The following is a 25859-nucleotide window of genomic DNA, read 5'->3' as shown; positions in this document are numbered from 1 at the left end:
ATAAAACTTTATTTGAAAATAAACTCAAACTAAAAGATATAAACAAGACTGCATTTATATTAAAATAAAGAAACCTTTATTGTTTTGTAAAAGGTGGAGGGAACTTCTGCACTAGAGCGCCCTAGGAGACCACCAGCTTTTGTATAGAAAGAAAAGAAAGGTATATAAAAAAAGCAGGGCCTTTCTTAAGATGTCTACCATATGCTACAGATAACGAAACAACCGCAATGCGAAGAAATACAAACTTTTCCAATTTAGAAGCCAACTATCTGTTCTCTGGTATTCGTCAAAAAATCCAAGCTTTCCGTAAACAACATCCCGAAGCTTCTATTATAGACCTATCTATAGGGGATACCTCCTACCCACTACACACATCAGTTATTCACACCTTTACGCAGTCTGTAGAGAAGTTAGGAAATCCGAAAACGTATCGTGGATACGGTCCAGAATTGGGGTTGCCTGCGTTGAGGGAAAAACTCTCAGAAGTGTTTTATCATGGTCAAGTTTCCCCCGAAGAGATTTTTATCTCTGAGGGAGCCAAAATGGATATTTTCCGTATATTTTCTTTATTTGGTCCGGGGAAAACTATCGCCGTGCAAGACCCCTCGTACCCTGTCTATATTGATACTGCTCTGCTCACAGGAAGCCGTAAAATCATCAAGCTTCCCTGTACAAAAGAAACGCATTTTTTTCCTGAAATTCCTCAAGACGAAGCGATAGATATTTTCTGTATATGCTCTCCCAATAATCCTACAGGCACGGTATTGAATAGAGAACAACTTAAAGAACTTGTTGACTACGCAAATGCTCAGGGGAGCATAATCTTGTTCGATGCCGCCTATAGCGCGTTTATTTCTGATCCTACCTTACCCACAAGCATTTTTGACATCCCCGGAGCGCGTTCTTGTGCTATAGAAGTCAACTCCTTTTCCAAGTCTTTAGGTTTTGCAGGAGTACGTTTGGGATGGAATGTCGTTCCTAAGGATCTTCAATATAACGACGGTCTCCCCGTAATTCGCGATTGGGAACGTCTGCTATTTACCACATTTAATGGGGTATGTTTACCAGTGCAAGAATCTGCTATCGCAGGAGTTTCTCTATTCCCGAACTTAGAGGCAATCTCACATTACCGCTACAATAGTTCTCTTTTACGTGAAGCCCTACAAAAAGCCGACTTTTCAGTATACGGTGGTGAGCAAGCTCCGTACCTCTGGGTGGAAGTCCCTGGGCATATCCCAGATGAAGATGTCTTTGATTTCTTCTTACACCACTATCATATTGCGATTACTCCCGGTAAAGGATTCGGCTCGTGTGGAAAAGGGTATGTGCGCTTTTCTTCTTTAGGGAAAACAGAAGATATTGTTGCAGCTTGCCAACGTTTAACTCTAACATCTGTGTATGATACAATGGTGTTGTCCCTATGATTCTTCGTAAAATTGCTCAATATATTTTTTTCCTTTCCATTATCTGCTCCTTTATTTCTGTAGTTGTCTCCTCACCGAATCCTGAGCAAGGCTCTCCCAAAGTCGCCGTGTTCTTATCTTTCTCTCACTCCATACTCGAAGATTGTAGTCAAAGTTGCATAGAGGTTTTAAAAACATTCGACAACTCTCCCGAAGTGGTTGTCGTTAATGCCGAAGATAGTGTAGTCAAAGCCAGGAAACTCGCGCGCACATTGCACAGCGATCAAAATATCGTTGCTATTGTTACCCTAGGCTCGATAGCAACAAAAATCATGAGCCAAATCGAAACAAAAAAGCCGATTATCTATGCTGCAGTTCCTGAAGGAGAGACTCTAGCTTTCCCCAAAAAACAAACGAATATCTACGGTGTTAACGATTCCTTAGATATCAACCAATGTTGTTTTGCTATACAAGCTGTAAGAACAAACGCCGAGTCATTAGTATATCTACAACCTGCTGAGCCTTTTCCATCCGCTCTACAACAAGAAATTGAGAAAAAACTCCACGCTTCAGGGATTTCTGTCACAGAAATTAGCGTAATACCAGCAAATTTCAAAACTCGTATTCAACAAGCCATCGACAAACGTCCCTCTGCCATTTTTATTCCTTTCTCGTCGCTAGCTCATAAACTCGGCACCGCATTCATTGAAGACATCCTTAAAGAAAAAATCCCTATCATTACCGATGACTTCTCTTTAGTCGCTGAAGGAGCCTGCGTCGCTTGTGGCGTAGATTTTAAAAAATCCGGCAGACAAGCGGCTCAAATGGTTTACCACTTACTGAACCAACAGCAAGATATCGAAGGATTAAAAAAAATTATCGCCGAGCCGCTACCACAAACAACAACATTTAATGAAGATGTTATCCGTCGTTTAGGTTTGAAAATCAACAGAACAGAACGCAAACAATTCCGTTCTATAATCTTTAAAGATAATAAAGATAAAAAAGCCGCGGTAAAAAGCGATAAACCAGACACCGATAAAAACTACAGCCCTGCGTAAAATCCCTTTTCTCGCCAATGAGAGACAATCGATTCCGTAGACTTCGGTAAGAGGATTCTTTTTTTCCTGGAAGTATCTCCAGGAATTAACGTGATGTCACGCTTAGGCAAAGACAATGCTTTGGCTAACAAAGCAATAACTGCTTCGTTAGCCTTACCTTTTTCTGGGACCTCAGTAACACGTATTTTTAATACCTCGCCTTCAAATCCCACAATTGTATTTTGTTTAGACTTTGGGGTGACCTTCACCTCTAAAATCCAATATTCTTGATGCAAAAGGTTACTCCTGAGATATGACAAGATGGCCGCCAGTTTCACTTGCCCAGGCAGCTAAAGAATGTAGACAAATTCTAGGAGCCCAGTCATGCTTTAACACTGCTTGGGAAAATCCCGGACCTGCAACATCATACTTTTCCTTTTCAAAATGCTTGGCAACGCGACAACGATCTAAATGAATAAAAGGTTGGCTACTCACAAATAAAATCCGTTCCGAGCCGTCTCCATGATACGCACGAAGTACTTTTAATGTATCATGACGTGTTCCATACTTCTGACCTTCTGCAGGCTCAGCCACTAAAAACTCTACTTCAATACCTCCTGAAGGATCTCTCCAAGAAGAAGGAATAACCATCTGCGTCCAAACAAAGCGAGCAATTTCATCTTCTGACGAAGGAAGCTTATGCTCGGCAGGATTCCAGCTTTCTTCTACAGGAAATGGGTTGTGACGATGATCGTAAAATTGATCCGCATCTTCGACTTTGGCATAACGCTCTCTTCTCCCAGATAGGAAAATAATCTTTTGGAAACGCACGCCTCGATGCCATTCTCGAACAAGAAAATCCAAACGCTGACGAATCGTAGCGAGCGTGCCACCAAACACAACAGCACTACCATAAGTAGCTGCATAAGCAGGAACAACCTGTGTCATGCGCAATAAAGAAAGATCATTATAAAAAGCATGATCATCCTTTACGGGTAAAGAATCAAAGTGGGCAGCCATACGCTGCTCCCGAGTCAAAAATAAATGCTTGGTTTCCTCGACTAATTCCTCGGGAGTTTCCACTTCAGGTAAATCACAAAGTTCTAAAAGATGACTTACGATGGGAAGATACTTTTTAGGAGAACAGCAGGAAGTCGGTTTATCTGCAAAGGGACAACACCCCGTAATGAGCAGAAACACGAACCCGAAACACACTAACAGTGAGCGTTTTCTTTGGATATTCATAAATAAAGATGTCCTAAACAATCTATAATAACAAGGGTGAACATACTAAAGAATTTCAAAAAAAACAACTTTCAAACAGATTGTTATCATCCTCATTTATTTAATTTTAAAAGTCATCAAGATACATTTTATTATTCTTTTCATCTTGATTATGAACATTTTGTGTATCTATAGTATTGTCTTCAGGACGCCGGATCATCTCCTCATCTGATAAATCCCCCCTTCCGGAAACCGAAGCTCTTAAAGAAGATGTATTTTCACGAGATACAACACTTCCTGAAGTCGATGCGAAGGGATTTTCAAATTGAGGATTTTTCTCATTCTGAGCCACAGAAGAAGATCTCTGGCCACCTCGAAGTTTCTTGCCAATCCACAATAGGAAAAAGAGCAATTTGTCATAAAGAGTGTGAAACATCTGTACTAAGGTGTTCCATAACGTTTTCAGCCTATTGATTATGGCCTGAAAGCCAGAAGCTCCCGCCTCTGTCGCCGCTTGAATAAACTCTTCTTCCGTAGGAATCACCAGTTTTTCTAAAGCAATACGCTGATTTTGAATTGCTAAAGCTAACTTCGGCACCGCACCCGAGGAATCAATTGTCCAACTTTCGTCACCACGGATCAATCCTAGTTTCTCTAGATACGCACGTACACGATCACTCTGATCCCCAAAAGTCTCATGAAATTTCTCTAAAGACATAGACAGCAACCCATGGTGTACGTCTCCTAAAGTAGCTAATAACCTATGAGATAAACTCTCTAACTCGTTTACCTGACCATTCAATGAGGCGAGTTCACGACGCATGTCAAGATACATCTCGTCTAAATCCAGACCTTCACCAAGTTGAGATCTTTTAAACACCTGCTTGGCATCCAGTTGTACTTTCTGAAAATCCTCGATCCTTTTCTTGAGATCATCAACTAACACCCTACTATCTTGAACTCCAGTAAATAAGCTGGCCACAGCTTCGTCAATTTTATCAGAATCTTCTCTATCCAGGCTATCTTCATAAAAATCCGTGACTAATTCTGCAGATAAAGCCGCCGCCTCCGGTGAATTGGGAGATAAACTCGAAGGGGCACCTCCAGCAATGACGGCACCAGCAACAGTCTGTATATCCGAGATCGCAGCATCTATATTCGCCAACTCACCAATAGATAAAACCTCGATACTCAACCCCGTCTCAGTAACACCACTTTCTGCTTCCTCCTGCTCTTTCGAAGTATCCGTTTGACCCAAACGAGCATGGAGATCTTCCGGGAGGGGATTAGGATTTTGACTGGGATTTCCACTTACTGATGCCATAGAATTACCAAACAAAAATAAAAAAATCTTATTTTTAATTAATTATATTTATATCTAATTGCGTATTTATTTTTTAAAAACAAAAGGTCAGTGTAAATAATTTTAACTAAAGCCAATGTGTTACTGTTAACTCTAGTAATTGATCAAGAAAAGGCGCTATGTTAAGATTGGCGGTTCGTCAAGACCAACATATTTCGGTAAAGAACGTACTACCTACTTCGGTGTCTACCGGTTAAAAACCAAAAATCCACGGCTGTCACTCCTTATGAAAACTTCCCAGCTTTTTTACAAAACTTCTAAAAATGCCAATAAAGAAGCCTCCGTTTTGTCTTACGAGCTATTGGAAAAAGCTGGTTACATTTTCAAGACAGCAAAAGGAATATACACGTACACTCCACTGTTTTGGCGCGTCGCCCTCAAAATGATGGATATAATTCGTGAAGAACTTAATGCTATTGGCGGTCAAGAACTGGTTCTTCCTATCCTGCATCCTGCGGAACTTTGGCAAAAAACAGGACGCTGGGAAGCCTTCCGCTCAGAGGGTCTTCTCTATACCGTGAAAGATAGAGAAGATAAGGAATTTTGTCTTGCCCCCACCCACGAAGAAATCGTCTCCATGTTTGTTTCCCAGTGGTTATCGGGAAGAAAACAATTGCCCATCCACCTGTATCAAATTGCGACAAAATTCCGAGACGAGATTCGACCAAGATTCGGCTTAATGCGAGCTAAAGAATTCCTCATGGAGGATAGCTACACATTCTCGGATTCCCCCGAACAAATGAATGAACAATATGCTAAGCTCAGACAAGCCTACCAAAATATCTTCGATAGATTAGAAATCCAATACGTGATTGTCGAAGCTGATGGAGGAAAAATCGGTAAAGGAAAGTCTGAAGAGTTTCATGTTCTCAGCTCTTTAGGAGAAGACACCCTTTGCGTTAGTGGTCATTACGGAGCGAATATCGAAGCCGCAGTTGCCCAGCCTCCGCAATATACTTACGATAAAGACTACCTACCTATAGAAGAAGTAGACACACCTGATGTACGCACAATAGAAAATCTCCAAGACTTTTTCTCCGTTCCCCCCTACCGGATCATGAAAACTCTCGTAGTGAAACTCTCCTATGGAGAAAAAGAGAAATTCACAGCTATAGGCATCCGCGGGGATCGACAAATCAACCTCACTAAAATAGGTTCCAAACTTAATGCGGATGCCTGTTCTCTCGCTTCAGATGAGGAAATACAGAAACATCTGGGAGTAGAAAAAGGATTTATCGGTCCTTTAAACTGTCCTATAGACTTCTATGCTGATGAAACAACGCAATGCATGACGAACTTCATCTGCGCAGGAAATGTCAAAGACAAACATTACAAAAACGTCAATTGGGATCGCGATATTCCTCGCCCCGAATATGCAGACTTTCTCCTTGCTGAAGCCGGGGATCTCTGCCCAACAAACAATCACGCCCCCTACGAAATTTTTGAGGGAGTAGAAGTAGCCCATATTTTCAACCTAGGCACACGCTATACAGAGGGCTTTGACGTTGTCTTCCAGGATGAGCAAGGCAAACCACAATCCTGTTGGATGGGAACTTACGGTATTGGTATCGGTAGAACCTTAGCGGCATGCATAGAACAACTTGCGGATGATCGGGGTATCGTCTGGCCTAAAGCTATCGCTCCTTTCGACATCTCCATTCTCTACAATGGAGGCGATACCGCCTGCGAAGAAGCCGCCGAAAAAATCTATAAAGAATTACAAGGCTACGGCTACGCTCCCCTATTAGATGATCGCAATGAAAGACTTGGGTTTAAATTAAAAGATAGCGATCTTATTGGGATTCCATATAAACTCATTCTCGGAAAAACTTTCCTTAACTCAGGGATGTTAGAAATCGAATCTCGATCCATAGAAAAGTTTTCTGTTGAACCGAAAGATTTTGTCCATTGGTGCAAGAGACATCTTCCCAGCCCTCGGGTTTTTTCCCCTATTCCCTAGAGATAAGTTAGCATTCTTTGAGGTTGAGTGCCAAATATCCTTGACCTCTGGAAACCATTTCTCTATAATGGTCTCCAGCGAACATAGTACTTATATTGGAAATCAGGTATGTCTAAGTCGTGGATCTCGAAACGAGAATCTAAGCTTCTTTACATTCTCTTAACAACGACAGAGCTGTATTTAAAAACAGGTCAACCCGTCGGATCAAAAACTCTGAAAGAATACGAGTGTTCAAATTTAAGCACTGCAACTATCCGCAATTATTTCGCAGAATTAGAAGCTGAAGGTTTCCTAAAGAAAAATCACGTCTCGGGCGGAAGAATTCCCACAGATTTAGCCTTTCGTTATTATGTAGACCACCGCGCGGATTTTCTGCAGGATGATCTTCCCGAAACCACCATCCACCTGTTAAACCAACTCCCTAAAGAAAGTCAAAACATTGTCAAAGATTTACAAAAGGCATCCGAACTCTTAGGAGAAGCTTTACAGCTACCTACATGTTTCTCTTCTCCGAGATTCGAAAACGACTCTGTAACCAATATCCAACTCTCTTTGGTAGACGAACAACGCGTTGTGGTTATTCTATCTACCGAATTTGGGCAGATATTTACAGATACCCTCTGGTTAGCGGAAACATCCAACTACGCGTCTTTAAAGCGTATTGAAACGTTTCTTCAAAATTACCTGCGTAAACAACCTCCCTCAGAGACCCTCTCACAAAAAGAAGAAGATCTTGGGATGACCCTCTATAACGAAGTCGTAGTCCGCTACCTCACACGTTACTGCAATTTCAGCGAAGAAGATTTATACCAAACAGGATTATCTAAACTTCTGAAATACGACGCCTTCAAAGACCCCGATATGCTAGCTCTAGGGTTATCATTTTTCGAGAGTCGTTGCCATATGTGCAAACTTTTAGATATTGGTATGCACAGAGACCGCCCTACGGCATTTATTGGAAGCGAGCTTTCCGACATTTTTGGTACTCCTAATCCCCATTGTGCTGTTATCACGACTCCTTACTACATGAATCGCACTCCATTAGGGGCTTTTGGCGTGTTGGGACCCATAAATCTTCCCTATAGGGAGATTTATAAAACCCTCACCATATTTGCAGATAAAGTTAAAGAAAGCCTGACGCAAAGTTTTTATAAATTTAAATTATCCTTCAGGAGACCTTGCCCTTCCGATCCTAAACTCTCCAAAGAACCTACGTTGTTAGCAAGGTACTCTTCTATAAAACTCTTACCCCCTAAGGAGACGTCATGACAGATTCCTCTAACGCACACGAGGCAGAAAATCCAACAGTTCCTACCCCCGATAACGAGATTCAGGATCTCCAACAAGAAATCGCTACACTAAAAGCTGAACTAAAAGAAAAAAATGATAAATACTTAATGGTTCTTGCGGAATCAGAAAATGCCCGAAAACGCATGCAGAAAGAACGTCAGGAGATGATGCAATATGCTGTAGAAAATGCTCTCATAGATTTTTTGGTTCCTATCGAAAGTATGGAAAAAGCTTTAGGTTTTGCCTCACAGATGTCAGATGAGGTTAAAAATTGGGCCCTAGGATTTAATATGATCCTACAACAATTTAAACAGGTATTTGAAGAGAAAGGCATCGTAGAATACTCTTCTGTAGGACAAAAATTTAATCCATTTTTACATGAAGCAGTAGAAACAGAAGAGACGACAAAAGTCCCTGAGGGTACCATCGTAGAGGAATTTTCTAAAGGCTACAAAATCGGAGATCGTCCTATACGCGTTGCGAAAGTCAAAGTATCCAAAGCACCCGCACCCCAAGGGACAGAAGCAGAAATAGAAAACAACAACGAATAAACCCCCTAGAAATTAGGTAAGAATTATGAGCGAACAAAAAAAATCTAGTAAAATTATAGGGATAGACTTAGGAACCACAAACTCCTGCGTATCCGTAATGGAAGGTGGGCAAGCGAAAGTCATCGTCTCTTCAGAAGGAACACGTACAACACCATCGATCGTGGCATTCAAAGGAAACGAAACCTTAGTCGGAATTCCTGCAAAAAGACAAGCAGTCACCAATCCTGCCAAAACCCTCGCTTCTACAAAACGTTTCATCGGAAGAAAATATTCTGAAGTGGAATCAGAAATTAAAACAGTTCCCTACCAAGTGGCTTCAGGATCTAATGGTGATGTTGTCTTCCCTATTGATGGGAAACAGTTCACACCCGAAGAAATCGGTGCTCAAGTTCTTATAAAAATGAAAGAGACCGCAGAAGCTTATCTAGGAGAGCCTGTCACAGAAGCAGTGATTACTGTTCCCGCCTACTTCAATGACTCACAAAGAGCTTCTACAAAAGATGCTGGGCGTATCGCCGGCCTAGATGTCAAACGTATCATTCCTGAACCTACAGCTGCAGCTCTTGCCTACGGGATTGATAAAGCCGGGGATAAAAAAATCGCCGTTTTCGATCTTGGAGGAGGAACTTTTGATATCTCTATTTTAGAAATTGGCGATGGCGTGTTCGAAGTGCTCTCTACAAATGGGGATACCCACCTAGGCGGAGACGACTTTGATGAAGTCATCATTAAATGGATGATCGAAGAATTCCAAAAACAAGAAGGCATCGATCTCAGCAAAGACAACATGGCTCTTCAAAGACTCAAAGATGCTGCTGAAAAAGCAAAAATCGAACTTTCTGGCATGTCTTCCACAGAAATTAACCAACCGTTCATCACTATGGATGCTAACGGACCTAAACACTTAACCTTAACACTCACACGTGCCCACTTTGAAAAGCTCGCATCTAACCTCATTGAACGTACAAAAGCTCCATGCCAAAAAGCTTTGGCAGACGCTAAACTTGCCGCAAGCGATATCGATGACGTATTGCTCGTTGGAGGTATGTCCAGAATGCCTGCAGTACAAGAAGTGGTAAAATCTATTTTCGGTAAAGAACCAAATAAAGGAGTCAACCCTGATGAGGTTGTTGCTATTGGAGCAGCAATTCAAGGGGGTGTGCTCGGCGGCGAAGTGAAAGACGTTTTACTACTCGACGTAATTCCTCTTTCCTTAGGTATCGAAACTCTCGGAGGTGTTATGACTCCCCTTGTAGAGAGAAATACCACGATCCCTACACAGAAAAAACAAATTTTCTCCACAGCTGCCGATAACCAACCCGCAGTAACTATTGTTGTCTTACAAGGGGAACGTCCTATGGCAAAAGACAACAAAGAAATTGGAAGATTTGATCTTACAGATATCCCACCCGCACCTCGAGGACATCCTCAAATCGAAGTGACCTTTGATATCGATGCGAATGGTATTCTTCACGTATCTGCAAAAGATGCTGCTAGTGGCCGTGAGCAAAAAATTCGTATCGAAGCAAGCTCTGGATTAAAAGAAGATGAAATCCAAAGAATGATCAACGATGCGGAGAAAAATAAAGAAGAAGATAAAAAACGCCGCGAAGCTTCTGACGTAAGAAACGAAGCTGACAGTATGATCTTCAGAGCGGAAAAAGCGATCAGCGATTACAAAGAGAATATACCCGAATCTCTAACAAAAGAAATCGAAGAGCGCATAGAAAAAGTACGCTCAGCTCTTAAAGAAGATGCGCCTACAGAGAAAATCAAAGAAGCTTCTGACGAACTGAGTCGTCATATGCAAAAGATCGGAGAAGCTATGCAGTCGCAATCCGCATCAGCTGCAGCAAACGCTCAAGATGGGCCAAACATCAATACAGAAGATCTGAAAAAACATAGTTTCAGTACGAAACCACCAACAGGAAACTCTTCTTCAAGCGCTAACAACGAAAACATTGAAGAGGCCGATGTGGAAATCGTAGATAAACCTAACGATTAATATCCTGAAAATCTTATCTTTGGTTCCCTATTTCTCTAAGAGGGATAGGGAATTTCCTTTTTAATCCTATCCATAAAAATATCTTTAAATTAAAAACATCCAACAAAGGCTAAGTGAACCCATGAAAATCATAATACCAGAGGTGGATCAGAGTTGGTGAAGAGAATCAGAAAAAAACGACCGCAAAGCTTTAGAAGAAACTCGAAACAAATATTCATTTCCGGCGTCCTATTTGTTCATGCGAAAAAAGGTTTCGGGTTTGTAACACCCGACCACCCAGAAGAATATCCTTTTGATATTTTTATTCCCGCAAGAGACCTTAAAGGAGCCTTAGATGGAGATCACGTTGTCGTCTCTCTTTTCCCCAATTCTAAAGAAGGAGAAAAAAGAAAAGGTGGTATTCACCAAGTCATCTCTCGAGGAAAAACTGTTCTTGTAGGAACAATAACCTCGCTCACTGACACCTCAACGGCATTCGTCTGTGTTAATGCTTTAGGCCCAGAAATCCCCGTAAAAGCCAAACTTATTCCTAAACGAACGTATAAAATCGGCGATCGTTTACTCCTCAGCACTCCTGTATGGAACGCAAAACCTGAATCCAAAGAACCTCCTCCATTAGAAATGCTCGAATTTATCGGGAATATCTCCAACGCTAAGTCCGATTTTCCCTGTATAAAAGCTGAATACGGAATTAACGAAGAATTCCCAGAAGCCGTTATCGAAGAAACTCACCATTTCTCACAAAAACACATTAGCCAAGCACTACGATCACGAAAAGATCTTCGCGATCTCTTATGCTTTACTATCGACTCCATAACTGCAAAAGACTTCGATGATGCCGTATCCTTAACCTATGACAATAACGACAATTACATCCTGGGTGTCCATATTGCCGATGTCTCCCACTACGTCACACCCCACTCTGCTCTAGACCAAGAAGCAAGTAAACGGTGCAACTCTATCTACTTTCCCGGGAAAGTGATTCCTATGCTTCCCCCCGCTCTTTCGGATAATCTCTGCAGCTTAAAACCTAACGTCGATCGACTCGCCGTTTCTGTGTTCATGACCTTTACAAAATCCGGTCACTTATCCGATTATGAAATATTCCGTAGTGTCATCCGTAGTAAATACCGCATGACCTATGATGAAGTGGACGAGATTGTAGAAAATAAACAACCCCACCCCATAGCAAAAACTCTTCTCGCTATGGCAGAACTCAGCGAAAAATTCTCCGATATCCGAGAACAACGTGGGTGCATACGTCTTGTTCTTCCTTTATTCACCATGTCTCTAGATAACCTACAAGAACCTGTTACCCTTATAGAAACACGACAAACACTATCACATAAACTCATCGAAGAGTTTATGCTCAAAGCTAATGAAGTCGTTGCTTACCATATTTCCCACCAAGGCGTTTCTCTTCCATTTAGAATCCACGAATCTCCGAATGATGAGAGTTTGCTCTCCTTCCAAGAGATCGCCAAAGCTATGGGTTTTGATATTATCATGACCCCAGCTCAAGAACCGGATTTCCAATATCTATTACAAGAGAGCTCCGCAGGACATCCTCTAGAACCCATTCTACATTCACAATTTGTTCGTAGTATGAAAACCGCCTCGTACTCAACCGAAAATAAAGGTCACTATGGTCTCAAATTGGATTTCTACACCCACTTCACTAGCCCAATCCGTCGCTATATCGATCTTATTGTTCACCGACTCCTTTTCCACCCTATGTCTATAGAAGAAACACGCCTAGAACATATTGTAAGAGCGTGCTCTACTCAAGAGCGTATAGCCGCAAAAGCTGAATTTGCTTTTGAAAACCTTAAAAAAAACCGTTTTTTACATAAGTTCTTAAAAGAACAACCAGACACAATTTATCAAGGTTACATCATCACAATCACTCCCGAAGGTCTCTCATTTACCGTTCCGGAATTCTGCCAAGAAGGCTTTATTCCCTCCGCACAGTTACCTAAAGAATTCTCGTTGAAAAAGAAAACATCCCCCAATGATCTACCTCCTAAAATGCGCCCAGGAGCCCCCATACAAGTCAAACTCTCCGAAGTCAATCTCCTCAATCAAGTGATTACTTGGTCATTGGTAACGAAAACACCAAACACAGTAAAAAAACAACCCACGAGTACGAAAAAAACTCAAAATAAGAAACCAAGAACTCGCAGAAAAAGGAATACAGAATAATGCTTCCAGAGAGCTTCTTCTTAAACGATGATGTTCTGTATTTAGCCAAAGAACTCCTAGGTCATGTTCTCGTCACTCACCTAGAAGGACAAAGAACATCAGGAATTATCATAGAAACCGAAGCTTATCGCGGGCCCGAGGATAAAGCCTGTCATGCCTACAACTATAGAAAAACACAAAGAAACCTCCCTATGTATAGCCGTGGGGGTATCGCGTATATCTACCGCTGCTATGGCATGCATTCCCTGTTTAATGTCGTAACCGGACATCAAGATCTTCCCCATGCCGTACTGATTCGCGCTATCCTTCCCTACGAAGGCGAAGATATCATGGTCCTAAGACGCCAATGGCAAAATAAACCCAAACACCTCCTCACTAACGGACCGGGAAAAGTCTGCCAAGCTCTCAACCTCACCCTAGAATACAACACGCATTCCCTTTCCTCTCCCCAAATCCACATTAGCAAAAAGAAATTTTCAGGAACAATTACCCAAAAACCACGTATAGGCATAGACTATGCTCAAGAATACCGCGATCTTCCTTGGAGGTTCTTACTCCACATAAAAAATTAAAAATGTTTTTTAGAAAAAAGCACGGCAAATAGTTAAAAAAATTAAAAATAAGGAGTATAAGCACTCTAGTTACTGAAATTACAAAAAAATCTACTAAGATACTCAGGAGTCCTACCGTAAACTCTACGTGTATGTTAGATTCAACTAACTAGCAATTCCCTAACACAACAATAGCGATTTATGAAAAAACACTTTATTACAGGCTTGGTTATTCTCCTCCCCTTAGCAATCACTCTGGCTGTTGTCGGGATGATCATGAATTTCCTCACACAACCCTTCGTTGGTCTTGTCTCAGGATTTTTCGAACGTATTAGCTTTTATTCCAAACATAAAGCTCTGCTTAAATTCGTTTTACAAATCATCTTGCTATTTGGATTATTCTTCGCTACCGTCCTTTTAGGCTTTCTTGCCCGCTTGATGATCTTTAAATCCCTACTCTCAATCTATGACAAAGTCCTTCACAAAATCCCTATCATAAAAACTGTGTATAAAGCTGCTCAACAAGTCATGACAACGATCTTTGGATCCCAATCTGGATCCTTTAAACAAGTGGTTATGGTCCCCTTCCCTAACGCAGAAACACGCTGCATCGGCCTAGTCGCAGGAGACGCTCCCCATATTTGCTCCGATGATCCCCACAACCCTATGATCACCGTGTTCATCCCCACAACACCTAACCCCACTTCCGGTTTTCTCACCCTGTTTAAAAAATCTGATATCACTTTTTTGGATATGAAAATCGAAGACGCTTTCAAATATATTATCTCCTGTGGCGTGCTAACTTCAGGATCGACAACCTCCTGCTCCCCGATTACCGAAGCCTGAAAACAGAATCCCCAGGAATAAATGGGTCATTCTATTGAAAAAAAACGCTTCTTTGATTATTCTTTCTCTTAATTATAACTCTCCGACCTTCTTCTCAAACACTGCGGAGAATTAAAAAGTTAAATATCGAGTGATCTTATGACACGCATGAGTAAACAAGCTCGTCGAAGAGCAATGAGTCCCAAAAAACGCAAACCTATTTATGCGATTACTCATCCAAAACCTGCTCCAAAAATCGCCTATAAAGCACACAAAAACGCTTTAAACAGCGAAAGTGTTTTTATTCCGCAAATTAGTTAATTACTAGAGTATTAGTTATGTCACGACATCGTAGTTACGGTAAATCCATTAAAGGAGAAACGAAAAGAAACGTTCTCAAGCGTTTTGAACGGATAGATCTTTTGCGTAAGTTAAGCCGTTGGAATGATACTACAGCAAAAAAAGCTACCGGGCTTCCTAAAACTCCTGTAATAAAATAAAAAGTTTGCGCTCTCATCTTGAAAAAGGTTCCTTTACAAGTTTGTGTTTCTAACAAGCAATGTGATGTTCCTATTCGGATACAATCAGTAAAAAAGTTGGTTCTTTGCTGCTTGCAGTGCTGGAAAGTTTCCACAGATCAAGTGTATGTGTACTTTTTAGATGACGAAGCTCTGGCCCAGCTTCACGATGAGGTGTTTGCAGATCCTTCATTAACAGATACGATTACACTACCTATAGATTCTCCAGAAAGTACTGCGCACCCACACATTCTTGGCGAAGCTTTCATCAGTCCTAAAGCAGCCATACGTTTTTTACAAGACCGTGCTGAAGATACCGACCTACTATACGAAGAAATTTCTCGCTACGTTGTCCATTCTCTCTTACACATGCTCGGATATGATGATCAAACTCCCGAGGAAAGAAAAAAAATGAGAGGTAAAGAAAATCAAGCGCTATGTATGTTGAGAGAAAAACACGCGCTTTTATCAGATTAAAATGCTTTATTCCCTACTCGCCATTACTCTCCTCTTTCTTTTGTTCTCCACGGCACTGTCTCAGAAGACAAACACCTCACAAGAAAATACTGACACACCTCAGCGAGAACCTAAACAGTCGCATACCCCCGCTCTTCTCGCTGCCGTACTACTCAGTTTTTATGGAATTCTAGGCGTTGCCCTCTACTCCCAATACACATGGAAAACCAAAAGTCTATCTTTGGTTTTTTGGGCAACATATATACTCGCTGCCCCCTTGGCTTACGGCTGTCTTCCCTATTGTATCAAACTTCACAAAGGAACACATTCAGCTCTCTGTTTTATCTCCTCGTTACTTCAGGCGTTTTTTCTACCCCTCCAACGCTATATGCACCGCAGGGATGAGCAGTCTAAAACAGGCAACTCAGAAATGGAAAATCAACTCTCTGAGGCCGTATCGTCATTTGATAAGTTGATTGTTCGAGAAATCATGATCCCTAAGGTAGATATCTTCGCCATTCAAGAAGACACCCCCATCCGTAACGCTTTTCCCGCAATCATAGAAGAAGGGTATAGCCGCATTCCTCTATACAAGAAAAACATTGATAATATCACCGGAGTCCTCCTAGTCAAAGATCTACTCGCCATCTACCCTAAATCCGTAAACTCTTCACTCCCTGTTTCTTCAGTTGCTAAACCTCCCCTCTATGCCCCGGAAATTAAAAAGGTGTCCTCATTACTCCAAGAATTTCGTCAGAAACATCGCCACCTCGCCATCATCGTCAACGAATACGGTATCACTGAGGGCATCGTCAGCATGGAAGATATCATTGAAGAAATTTTCGGAGAAATTGCCGATGAATATGATGTGCAAGAAGATATTCCCTATAAAAAAGTAGGGAACTCTTGGATCGTAGATGGACGTATGAACATCTCCGATGCCGAAGAATACTTTAATCTCAAGATCCACCATGAAAATAGCTACGACACACTAGGAGGACACGTTTTTCATAAAGTCGGTGCTGTTCCACAAAAAGGGATGAAAATCCATCACGAAAACTTTGATATCGAGATTATCACCTGCTCAGAACGCAGCGTAGGTAAACTCAAAATCACCCCAAGAAAAAAGAAGTTATCTCCTTCGTAAACCCCTACAACATACAGAGAAACAAAAGAATAGAAAAATCTCTTTGCAAAAAACCTATAGATTTACCAGAGTTAGGTCTTGAGAAATCATCATAGGTTTGGGAGCATTATTGATAATGAATAACATCCAAAAAGAAGAGCACGGAATCACTGCTGTCTTACATCTTCAAGGAAAACTTGACGGGATCTCTTCTCCGGAAGTACAAGAAAACATCTCACAATCCCTATCTTCGGGAATCAAAAATATCGTTCTTGATTGCACGAACTTGGATTATATGTCCAGTGCGGGCATTCGTGTCCTTTTACAAAGTTACCATCAAGTCGGCAAACACGCAGGGAAAATCGTCCTTACTTGCGTTCCTAAAACTATAGAACAAACTCTATATGTTACAGGATTCCTCTCATATTTCAAAATGTTCAATACAGTGCAGGAAGCATTACAAGCATTAAGCAAAGACGAAGATTGAGAAAAACATTTTCCTCGTGTATGCTAATGCCTTTAGTTGATTCCAACCCGCTATGTTGTATGTACTATGCGCAGATCTGTTTGTTATGTTAATCCTTCCGTAGCTAGAGCTGGGCAAATATCCACATGGAAGTTTCTTTACTCTTTAGTCGACTACCTCCCCGAAGGAACAAAACTGAAATTTGACTTAGGCTGTCAAGGTAGACCTATAGACTGGGAAATTCCTTCCACAGATCTCCAACAACCACGGAATACAATCTACTTGGAAACACCTAAAGGAGATGTTTTTTCTGCTGTAGCCATTCCTATTCCCCATAGTCCTGTGCCACAGTATGAATTTACCCTCCCCTACGAATTAGAAGCTGGAGAAACCCTCACGATTGTGCTCGGGCCCTCCCCCGATTACCCACAAACAGATGAAGCCGGAAATGGAGCACAACTATTTACGCAACGCCGTAAGCCCTTCTATCTCTATGTAGATCCTGAAGGCAAGGGGAACTATGATGAACCCGATGTCTTTTCCATGGATATTCGTGGTAACGTTCTTAAACATATTCAAATTTTTACCCCCTCCTACGTTGTAAAAAACAAACGTTTTGATATTACCGTACGCTTTGAAGATGAGTTTAACAATCTCACAAACTTCTCCCCAGAAAATACACGTATCGAACTCTCTTACGAACACCTAAGAGAAAACCTGAATTGGCAATTGTTCATTCCTGAAACCGGGTTCGTTATTCTTCCCAATCTCTATTTCAATGAACCTGGGATCTATAGAATCCAACTAAAAAATCTTTTAACTAATGAGCTCTTCGTCTCCGCCCCTATAAAATGTTTTTCTGACACTGCGCCCAACCTCATGTGGGGTCTACTGCACGGAGAATCAGAACGCGTGGATTCTGAAGAAAATATTGAAGCTTGTTTGCGACACTTCAGAGACGATTGCGCATTAAACTTTTATGCATCGTCATCTTTCGAAAATCAGGAAGGACTAACTCCTGATCTTTGGAAAATGATTACCCAAACAATTGGAGATTTTAACGAAGAAGATCGTTTCGTTTCCTTATCAGGGGTGCAGTACTGTGGAGAACCTGGAGAAGAAGGCATTCGACAAATTCTCTACATCAAAGAAAATAAAGCATGTTCTAAACACAAAGACTGCAAGATTTCTTCTTTATCGAAACTCTATAAAAGTGCTTCTAGTCACGAGATTATTTCGATACCTTGTTTCACTGCTTCAAAACATTACGGTTTCAATTTCAACAACTTCTATCCGGAATTTGAACGTGTTGTTGAAATTTATAACTCTTGGGGTTGTTCAGAAAGAACAGAAAAAGAAGGGAATCTTTTCCCTATCAAAGGAAGTGATTCTGAAGTAGAATCCGGCACATTAGTCGAAGCGTTAAAACGTAACCTCCGCTTTGGTTTTGTTGCTGGAGGTTTGGACGATCGCGGTATCTATAGCAAGTTCTTCGATGCTAACCAACAGCAATATACTCCAGGTCTGACCGCGATTATATGTAATAAATATAGTCGGGAATCTCTCATAGAAGCGTTATATCAACGTCATTGCTATGCAACTACAGGACCAAGAATTATCGTTAGCTTTAACATTACCTCAGCTCCTATGGGTTCTGAGTTATCAACAACTACGAAACCTGGCCTTGCCGTAAATCGTCATATCTCAGGATACGTTGCAGGAACAGCTCAACTCAAAACTGTTGAGATTATCCGTAATGGGGAAGTCATCAAAACCTTCTTCCCTGAGAGTAGTAACCTAGATTATGAATACGATGATATGGACCCTCTATCTGAAGTCATTCTTAAAGATCCTAAAGGAAAGATTCCTTTTGCCTTCTATTACCTAAGAGTAACTCAAGTAGACCAAGCTATGGCATGGAGTTCGCCTATTTGGGTAGATCTTCATTAATATTACCCTTTTTCTCTTAGGCTGATCTTCTTATGATGACTTTTTTTCTTGTTATTTGTTGTGCTACGGCATTATTGGGAGTAGGCATAGTCATTTTACTCATAGGTTCTTATCTCTTAGGAAGACCTTTATCTAAAGGTTGTGGAAAATCAGACTGTTGCCGTAAAAAAGCATGCGATAAACAAACCCCACCGGACTCTACAACCAAGGCATCACCCCATGACGATAACACCCCCTCGCATTCTGCCTAAAAATTCTTGGATGAAACATGTATTCGATAAGTACATGGAAAGAGTTCGTCTTTCTAAAGAAGATGCCCTGCGTCTACTCCTCTTAGAAGATGAAGTTGACCAGCGTGCTTTATGGGCTTTTGCTGATCTAGTACGCCAAAAGTATGTCGGAGATGTTGTCTACTACTCCTCCACATTTTATTTATATCCTACCAACTTCTGTGAATTTAACTGCACATTTTGTGCTTTTTACGCGAAGCCTGGAGATCCTAAGGGATGGTTTCATACACCAGACCAACTCATAGAAAAAATCCAGGAATTAGACGTCCCGATTACAGAAACACATATTGTTGGAGGATGCTTTCCAGACTGCGATTTAGACTACTACACAGAACTATTTAGCAAAATTAAAGCTCACTTCCCTCACCTCCATGTCAAAGCACTCACAGGAATAGAATATGCCTACTTGGCTAACCTTCACAATATTCCTGTTGTTGAGGTATTACAAACCCTAAAAAATGCAGGATTAGATTCCATTCCCGGAGGAGGATTCGATATTCTGGTGGATGAAATACGTCAAAAACTCGCTCCAGGGCGTTTATCTTCTCAAGAGTTCTTAGAAATTCATAGAACCGCACATGGTCTGGATATCCCCACTAACAGTACAATGTTATGCTACCATAGGGAACGTCCCGAAGATATCGTCACACATATGGATAAATTACGGAACCTTCAAGATGATACTTTAGGCTTTAAAAACTTTATATTATTGAAGTTCGCAACAGAAAATAATGCTCTAGGGAAAAGACTACGCAAATTAGGAACTTCTCATCATATCCCACCCGCATCGATCATTGCGGTTGCCAGACTCTTCCTGGATAACTTCAGAAACATAAAAGCCTTGTGGAATTACTTAGGAATCGAGCAAGCTTTACACTTGCTATCTTGTGGAGCTAACGATTTATCCTCCACACACCTTGGAGAAAAGGTATTTCAAATGGCCTCTTCTAACCAAAGTATAAAAATGGATATTGAGGGCATGGCAAGCCTCATAACGAAACTAGGACGCATACCATGTCTGACAAATTCGAAAGACGTTTAACTTTAGGTTGTGTAAGCTACATCAATGCTTTCCCTTTTTCTTTAGAGCTTGCAAAAAGAGACGATATTCTTCTTCACACTGCACCACCCTCAGATTTACTCGGATGTCTTCTCCATGGAGACTTACAATTTGCTCTTACCTCTGCCGTAGGGTTATTCACCCATCCCTTCGGTACAGTTCCTGGATTTGGTATAGCCGCATATAAGAAAATCCTCAGTGTAAATCTTTACGCAGCCCCGACATTTTTCACCGCTGAAAAACTCCGCATCGCCGCGACAAAAGAAAGTCGCTCTTCGATCATGCTACTCCATATCCTCTGCCGACATTTATGGAATACTCCTATGCCGGAAATTATCCAACTCTCTTCTGATGATGTTATAGAAAAAGCAGAAAATTATGACGGGCTACTCTTAATCGGTGATACAGCCTTACATCATCCTCATATTCGCGGGTTTGCAACGTACGATCTTGCTCAAGGATGGTATGAACTTACCCAACTGCCTTTTGTCTTTGCTGTTGTTCTTTCTAATCATCCTGAAGGCAGCCATACCATCCAAGAAGCTCTAGAAAACTCTCTAAGCCATTTTGAAGCCCATCCCGAAGCAGCCATAGCAAAAGCTGTAGAACGTACCCAGCTTTCTGAAGTTTTACTTAAGGACTACTATTCTTTATGCCGTTATCGCCTAAGAGAAGAAGATTACGAAGGCATAGAAAAATTCCGAGAATATCATGCTACCCTCTACCCATAAGCCTAACCTGCAGGAGATGTTTGATTCTCTAGCCCTGAAATACGATAAGATAAATTCTATCTTATCTTTCGGCATGCATCATGTATGGAACCGTACGTTTTCAAAAATGTTGGGAAAGTCTGATCATCTGATCGATCTTTGTTCTGGCACAGGAAAAGTTGCCTATAGGTATATCCGTGATTACCCGGGAGCGACAGCCACTCTCGTTGATTTTTCAGCAAACATGCTTCATATAGCCAAACAACGCTACCCTACAGCTCCTTTTACTTTTATCGAAGGGGATATTGCTCAACTTCCTATACGTGAAGAATCGCAAACACTCGTATCTATGGCCTATGGATTAAGAAATCTCCCTACCCCTAAAGATACCCTAGAAAACATCCATCGTATATTAAAACACCAAGGGACTTTAGGCATTTTGGAGCTGACCTCTCCTCCCCATAATCATCCCCTATACCAACTACACCGACTATACTTGAAATTTATCATTCCCTGGATAGGAAAACTTTACTCTAAAAATCGACAAGCTTATGCCTACCTAGCAGAAAGCATTAGACAACTACCTAGCGATCACTACCTGGAACAACTCTTCAGTAGCGCTAAATTCCAAGTAAGGAAAAAACGAAAGCTCGCTTTCGGAGCCGCGACTATTTGGATACTGAAAAAGATCTAGACCGTTAGGATTTCTTACGACCACGTTTAGCCGAAGTTTTACTACTCTTCGGTGCCGGCTTCTCATCATCACTATCGTCGTCGTCATCTCCGAAGAAGTCCCCTGTAGATAGGGAGTCATAACCCAACTTCGCCGAAAGTTCTTTCAACGAAGCAAATCTCTCAGAAAGATTTGCAAGATTTAACTGATCTTCAACACGACCTGAACCACGCAAATGAGCTAAGAATTCTTCTTCAGTGTCAAATTTCTCAGAAAATGTAATCGAAGATGCCGAAGTAATCTCCGGAAGGAAAAGGAAACGTCGCGCTACCGCCGGTACCTTAGTATAAATATCACTCGATATTGTAGTCTCGGATTCCACTTTCGCTGACTGTTTCGGAGGACGCCCCCGCTTAGGACGAGGATTCAATGCTTCATTAGAGTAATAGACTTTAGCCTTGTTCACCAGCAACTGACGCGCTTGTGCAAGTTCTTTGGATACTTTAGTATCAAAAAGATGTATTTTAAATTGCTCTAAAATATGCTTTGAAAAGTCTAAATCCTCTTCGAAAACAAAATGAAATTTATTATTACGTAACCACTCAATAATACGTATACGAGAACGCTCTACATAAAATTGCTGCCACTTCTCTAACTCAGATTCATGATCATAGATACACTCCAAAAACTGCTCACGGGCATTTTTGGATTGCAAAATTTCAAGAAATTTTTCCTTTGTATCAATATCATAAATTTTTTCATTGATGAACGTTTCCATGATTTTCTTTACTTCATAGAACGTCAACTTCGGAATGAGACAATAGCGTTCTGCATTCACCTCTAATTCTTCATAGATCTTATCTAGATCTTCTTGGTCCTTATCCAAATCAATGTAGAGAATGAACCCTTCAACTCGGTCTAAATAAAAATCTCTCTCGTCATCCGACTTAGAGAATGCATCCATAAGACGCAAAGCGCGTAATAAAAGAGGATTTTGTGGTACAGGATACGTAGTCATAAATCAAGATTATAAAAGAATTGGAGTTAGAGGGCAAGAGGTCTATCCTTAAAAAACCTCCAATCCCTTTCCTTCCTTTAAGGATTTTTGAATCTATTTTTATTCAAATTCAATAAAAAATTCGATATGCTCTAGTCGGGCATTTCCTTATCCACATGGCCCTCAAGATACACTCGATCACTATCTAAAGAAATTTTCATCAACACGTCACTCCAGGTCCGTATACGTATTTGGGTATTGGATAAACCGTAACGTCGAGCTACAACTAACGCCGCTGCCGTAGCTCCCGTACCACAAGCTAAAGACTCTCTTTCCAAGCCACGTTCATACGTGCGTATGCGAAATTCTCCAGTTGATATCTCCTGGATAAAGTTGACATTAGTCCCTTGGGGCACAAAGTCTTCATGATACCGTAGAAAACTCCCCCACAAATCTACAGGAACACATGAGACATCTTCGACAAAAACAACAAGATGCGGCACCCCTGTATTGATACTAAACACTTCTTTAGGAACTCCCGGAAGTGTGTGTGAAAGGAGGTGACGAGTGTAGTGCCAATCCGGAAGAGTCATATCTACAATAACCCGCTCCCAAGACTCAAACCTCCCAGAATATATACCCGAATCTGTCTCTACAAAGATGTGGTCTTTTTTCCCTACCTGAGAGACATGAGCGATAACACAACGCAAACCGTTCCCACACATCGGAGGGCGAGAACCGTTATCATTAAAAATAATCAGTTTAGCATCAGCAACAGAAGAAGGGAGAACAAGTAAAAACCCATCTACTTGATATTCCTTACATAGACTAGGAAGTATTGTCATATCGGGACAAGTTTCACTTAGGATAAAGCGATTCCCTGCCCCAGAATATAAGCTAGGCTTATAAATCATTGAATGAGAAGAGGATGCCATCTAATAAACCAAAATCTTTGGCTTCGTCTGCTGTCATCCAAGTGTCTCGATCGATGGCCTTTTCAATCACTTCTCGAGACTGCCCGGTCGCCTCTAAATACACATCAACTATACGTTTCTTTGTTTTTAAGATTTCACGAGCATGAATATCTAAATCGGTAGCTTGTCCAGTGATTGGCCCGCCTATAGATGGCTGGTGAATCATGATACGCGAATGAGGAGTGGCGAAACGACGTCCTGGAGCTGCACATAAACTTAATACCGATCCCATAGAAGCAGCTAATCCTGTAACTACAGTAGTCACTGGGGATGTCATCATTTTTATCTGATCCCACACTGCAAATCCTGCGTCTACCGAACCTCCAGGGCTATTAATTACGAATACTATAGGTTGACCAGGATTGGTAAGTTCTAAATACCATAACTTCTTAATAGCATCTGCTGCGCTCTTATCCGTTACAGGCTCAGAAAAAAATACCCGACGGGCATCTAAGATTTTTCTCTCTATAACATCTCGTAACTTATTCTCTACTTCCCCATCAGCCATAGAACAACATATCTCCTAACTAAACTAAAGTTTCCAGATCGATTTCAGGATAAAGCGGGAACCGCGATAATAAGCCTGCGACTCGAGCTCTTGCTTCTTCAGCAATGTTTTCTGGAAGCTCTCCTTCACTTTTACTAAAACTATCATCAGCATTACGTCTCAAAGTAATATTTCGCAATACTTTCACAATAATATTCGCAACTTCTTCCATCTCATCACTGCCCATACCGAGAGTTGTTAAAGCAGGTGTTCCCAAACGTATCCCTGAGGTATCCCACTTCCCTACAGCATCCGATGGTATGGTATTGCGATTCACAGCAATACCTACAGAACTTAATATGTCCTCAGCAATGCGTCCAGATATCCCTAGAGAAGTTAGATCTATAATTAACATGTGGTTATCTGTACCGCCAGTAAGCAAGCGTAATCCCTGTTTTTGAAAATGCTCAGCTAAAGTTCTCGCGTTGTCCACAACCTGATGCGCGTACTTTTTAAAGTCGACAGTTAGCGCTTCTTTTAACGCAACAGCCTTGGCTGCAATAACATGCGGCAAAGGCCCTCCCATCATCAAAGGACAAGCGCGATTAATCACTGCATCATATTCTTTGGATGCTAAAACTAAACCTCCACGAGGTCCTCGCAAAGTCTTATGAGTTGTCGTAGTAATAATGTCGGCAAACGGAATCGGATTTTCCTCTTCGATAAATACACCGCCAGCAACCAGACCAGCAAAATGCGCCATATCTACCCATAAAACAGCTCCACAATCATCAGCTATTTGTTTTAGGGTGGAAAAATTCAATCTTCTGGAATATGAAGAATACCCAGCAATGAGTACTGTAGGTTTATATGTTCGTACTAAACGTGCGATCTCCGAATAATCGAAACACTCCGTCTTTTTATTCACTTCATAAGGCACACAACGCATCAACTTGGACATGATATTTAAACGTACAGTTCCATGGGTTAAATGCCCTCCGGAGTTCAGCGAAGGTCCTAAACAGACGTGAGAACCTATCTCAGCTTTTAATTCCGTATATTCTTTATCCGTAAGATCATTAATCGTTTTATATCCCAAACGCTTAACGGCAGGCCCTTGAATTTTCTGCGTAATAATTGCCATGATGGCTAATAAATTCGCATCTGCACCCGAATGTGGTTGTACAAAAGCACTTTCCGCTCCGAAAAGTTCTTTAGCCGTTTCCACACATTCCCACTCGATAGCATCTACATTCTCACAACAAGAATAGAACCGCTTAAAGGGGCTCCCCTCGCAATACTTATCTGTAAGCAAGTTCCCCATAGCAAGCTGAACTGAAATAGAAGCATAATTCTCAGAAGCAATCATCTTTAAGCGTGAACGCTGACTCTTCAATTCATCGATAATGCTTTTCCCAATCGAAGGAAAAGAATGTAAAAGATGATCTAATGCAGCTAAGTATGCGGTAGAAGCTAGATCCTGCCCCTTCTTCCCCGAAGCATTTTCTAAAAATTTATGCAACAATGAAACCATTGCCGAACCTCTATTATCAACTCTACGAATGAAAAACTATAATACAAAGCGAAGCTCTCTGCGTCTAACCTAAGAAAAGTCAAAAACTCTTACGATTTTTTCATTAGGGAAAAAGCTAAGATCCAAAAATGGACATCCTAGCTTGCACATCGAAAAATGTCAATCAGCTCCTCATACAACCTAAATACGGCTAAAAACAAGTAG

The 25859-nt window shown here is 41.2% G+C and carries 26 protein-coding genes; 19 read left to right on the top strand and 7 right to left on the bottom strand.

The features are described from left to right. The first annotated feature begins 227 nt into the window (after positions 1 to 227). Both CHAB577_RS01330 and CHAB577_RS01325 read left to right on the top strand, forming a co-directional pair. Positions 228 to 1424, top strand: a complete 1197-nt coding sequence (locus tag CHAB577_RS01330; RefSeq protein ID WP_011096931.1) for an LL-diaminopimelate aminotransferase — start codon at positions 228 to 230, stop codon at positions 1422 to 1424. Next, positions 1421 to 2464 carry an ABC transporter substrate-binding protein gene (locus CHAB577_RS01325; protein WP_011096930.1) on the top strand — a complete coding sequence of 348 codons (1044 nt, stop codon included), beginning with the start codon at positions 1421 to 1423 and terminating at the stop codon, positions 2462 to 2464. The genes CHAB577_RS01330 and CHAB577_RS01325 overlap by 4 nt, the downstream gene beginning before the upstream one ends. Here the strand turns inward: CHAB577_RS01325 and CHAB577_RS01320 are convergent. From CHAB577_RS01320 to CHAB577_RS01310, 3 genes are all read right to left on the bottom strand, one after another. Then, positions 2449 to 2739, bottom strand: coding sequence for a DUF167 domain-containing protein (locus tag CHAB577_RS01320; protein WP_011096929.1), 291 nt, complete (start codon positions 2737 to 2739; stop codon positions 2449 to 2451). The two genes, CHAB577_RS01325 and CHAB577_RS01320, sit on opposite strands and share 16 nt — an antisense overlap. A 4-nt stretch (positions 2740 to 2743) precedes the next feature. Further along, positions 2744 to 3688, bottom strand: a complete 945-nt coding sequence (locus tag CHAB577_RS01315; RefSeq protein WP_011096928.1) for a hypothetical protein — start codon at positions 3686 to 3688, stop codon at positions 2744 to 2746. A 106-nt stretch (positions 3689 to 3794) separates the two neighbouring features. Beyond that, on the bottom strand, positions 3795 to 4991 hold the full coding sequence (locus CHAB577_RS01310) for a CT392 family protein (RefSeq protein ID WP_011096927.1): 1197 nt from the start codon (positions 4989 to 4991) through the stop codon (positions 3795 to 3797). Between the two features lie 265 nt (positions 4992 to 5256). On the opposite strand from CHAB577_RS01310, the gene CHAB577_RS01305 reads away from it, so the two are divergent. From CHAB577_RS01305 to ubiE, 17 genes are all read left to right on the top strand, one after another. Next, positions 5257 to 6990, top strand: a complete 1734-nt coding sequence (locus CHAB577_RS01305; protein ID WP_011096926.1) for a proline--tRNA ligase — start codon at positions 5257 to 5259, stop codon at positions 6988 to 6990. 108 nt (positions 6991 to 7098) lie between these two features. Further along, positions 7099 to 8259 (top strand): heat-inducible transcriptional repressor HrcA, encoded by a 1161-nt coding sequence (gene hrcA, locus CHAB577_RS01300; RefSeq protein WP_011096925.1) that lies wholly within the window; start codon positions 7099 to 7101, stop codon positions 8257 to 8259. Then, a complete protein-coding gene (locus tag CHAB577_RS01295) occupies positions 8256 to 8831 on the top strand; it encodes a nucleotide exchange factor GrpE (protein ID WP_011096924.1) in 576 nt (191 codons plus the stop codon). Before hrcA ends, CHAB577_RS01295 begins: the two co-directional genes overlap by 4 nt. Positions 8832 to 8856: 25 nt before the next feature. Beyond that, positions 8857 to 10836, top strand: coding sequence for a molecular chaperone DnaK (gene dnaK, locus CHAB577_RS01290; protein WP_011096923.1), 1980 nt, complete (start codon positions 8857 to 8859; stop codon positions 10834 to 10836). Positions 10837 to 11001: 165 nt separating this feature from the next. Then, the gene (locus tag CHAB577_RS01285) at positions 11002 to 13038 is read left to right on the top strand and encodes a ribonuclease R family protein (RefSeq protein WP_370737481.1); all 2037 of its coding nucleotides are present in this window, start codon (positions 11002 to 11004) and stop codon (positions 13036 to 13038) included. Beyond that, on the top strand, positions 13038 to 13610 hold the full coding sequence (locus CHAB577_RS01280) for a DNA-3-methyladenine glycosylase (RefSeq protein WP_006343897.1): 573 nt from the start codon (positions 13038 to 13040) through the stop codon (positions 13608 to 13610). The genes CHAB577_RS01285 and CHAB577_RS01280 overlap by 1 nt, the downstream gene beginning before the upstream one ends. Before the next feature lie 180 nt (positions 13611 to 13790). Beyond that, complete coding sequence (locus tag CHAB577_RS01275) at positions 13791 to 14435, top strand: DUF502 domain-containing protein (protein ID WP_011096921.1); 645 nt, start codon at positions 13791 to 13793, stop codon at positions 14433 to 14435. A 138-nt stretch (positions 14436 to 14573) separates the two neighbouring features. Next, a complete protein-coding gene (locus CHAB577_RS01270) occupies positions 14574 to 14735 on the top strand; it encodes a hypothetical protein (RefSeq protein WP_011096920.1) in 162 nt (53 codons plus the stop codon). 17 nt (positions 14736 to 14752) lie between these two features. Then, complete coding sequence (locus tag CHAB577_RS01265) at positions 14753 to 14914, top strand: small basic protein (RefSeq protein ID WP_011096919.1); 162 nt, start codon at positions 14753 to 14755, stop codon at positions 14912 to 14914. Positions 14915 to 14932: 18 nt separating this feature from the next. Beyond that, positions 14933 to 15409, top strand: coding sequence for an rRNA maturation RNase YbeY (gene ybeY / locus CHAB577_RS01260; protein WP_011096918.1), 477 nt, complete (start codon positions 14933 to 14935; stop codon positions 15407 to 15409). 1 nt (position 15410) lies between these two features. Further along, positions 15411 to 16535, top strand: coding sequence for a hemolysin family protein (locus CHAB577_RS01255; protein WP_011096917.1), 1125 nt, complete (start codon positions 15411 to 15413; stop codon positions 16533 to 16535). Between the two features lie 115 nt (positions 16536 to 16650). Further along, a complete protein-coding gene (locus tag CHAB577_RS01250) occupies positions 16651 to 17001 on the top strand; it encodes an anti-sigma factor antagonist (RefSeq protein ID WP_041461313.1) in 351 nt (116 codons plus the stop codon). A gap of 66 nt (positions 17002 to 17067) precedes the next feature. Next, on the top strand, positions 17068 to 18930 hold the full coding sequence (locus CHAB577_RS01245) for a DUF3604 domain-containing protein (protein WP_011096915.1): 1863 nt from the start codon (positions 17068 to 17070) through the stop codon (positions 18928 to 18930). 32 nt (positions 18931 to 18962) lie between these two features. Beyond that, positions 18963 to 19181, top strand: coding sequence for a hypothetical protein (locus CHAB577_RS01240; protein WP_006343890.1), 219 nt, complete (start codon positions 18963 to 18965; stop codon positions 19179 to 19181). After that, positions 19150 to 20262: a CofH family radical SAM protein gene (locus CHAB577_RS01235; protein WP_011096914.1), complete on the top strand. Its 1113-nt coding sequence runs from the start codon at positions 19150 to 19152 to the stop codon at positions 20260 to 20262. Before CHAB577_RS01240 ends, CHAB577_RS01235 begins: the two co-directional genes overlap by 32 nt. Beyond that, complete coding sequence (locus CHAB577_RS01230; RefSeq protein ID WP_011096913.1) at positions 20235 to 21011, top strand: menaquinone biosynthesis protein; 777 nt, start codon at positions 20235 to 20237, stop codon at positions 21009 to 21011. The genes CHAB577_RS01235 and CHAB577_RS01230 overlap by 28 nt, the downstream gene beginning before the upstream one ends. Next, the gene (gene ubiE, locus CHAB577_RS01225) at positions 20992 to 21684 is read left to right on the top strand and encodes a bifunctional demethylmenaquinone methyltransferase/2-methoxy-6-polyprenyl-1,4-benzoquinol methylase UbiE (protein ID WP_011096912.1); all 693 of its coding nucleotides are present in this window, start codon (positions 20992 to 20994) and stop codon (positions 21682 to 21684) included. Before CHAB577_RS01230 ends, ubiE begins: the two co-directional genes overlap by 20 nt. 4 nt (positions 21685 to 21688) lie before the next feature. On the opposite strand, the gene CHAB577_RS01220 is transcribed toward ubiE, so the two are convergent. From CHAB577_RS01220 to CHAB577_RS01205, 4 genes are all read right to left on the bottom strand, one after another. Next, positions 21689 to 22681: a UPF0158 family protein gene (locus CHAB577_RS01220; RefSeq protein WP_006343886.1), complete on the bottom strand. Its 993-nt coding sequence runs from the start codon at positions 22679 to 22681 to the stop codon at positions 21689 to 21691. Between the two features lie 131 nt (positions 22682 to 22812). Continuing rightward, positions 22813 to 23595 (bottom strand): bifunctional diaminopimelate epimerase/glutamate racemase, encoded by a 783-nt coding sequence (gene dapF / locus CHAB577_RS01215; RefSeq protein WP_011096911.1) that lies wholly within the window; start codon positions 23593 to 23595, stop codon positions 22813 to 22815. Further along, positions 23564 to 24142 (bottom strand): ATP-dependent Clp protease proteolytic subunit, encoded by a 579-nt coding sequence (locus CHAB577_RS01210; RefSeq protein WP_006343884.1) that lies wholly within the window; start codon positions 24140 to 24142, stop codon positions 23564 to 23566. Before CHAB577_RS01210 ends, dapF begins: the two co-directional genes overlap by 32 nt. A gap of 19 nt (positions 24143 to 24161) precedes the next feature. Further along, the gene (locus tag CHAB577_RS01205) at positions 24162 to 25655 is read right to left on the bottom strand and encodes a glycine hydroxymethyltransferase (RefSeq protein WP_011096910.1); all 1494 of its coding nucleotides are present in this window, start codon (positions 25653 to 25655) and stop codon (positions 24162 to 24164) included. Positions 25656 to 25859: the final 204 nt, after the last annotated feature.

It is taken from the genome of Chlamydia abortus (assembly GCF_002895085.1).
Taxonomy (GTDB): Bacteria; Chlamydiota; Chlamydiia; order Chlamydiales; family Chlamydiaceae; genus Chlamydia; species Chlamydia abortus.
This window is presented reverse-complemented; position numbering and strand designations above follow the sequence as displayed.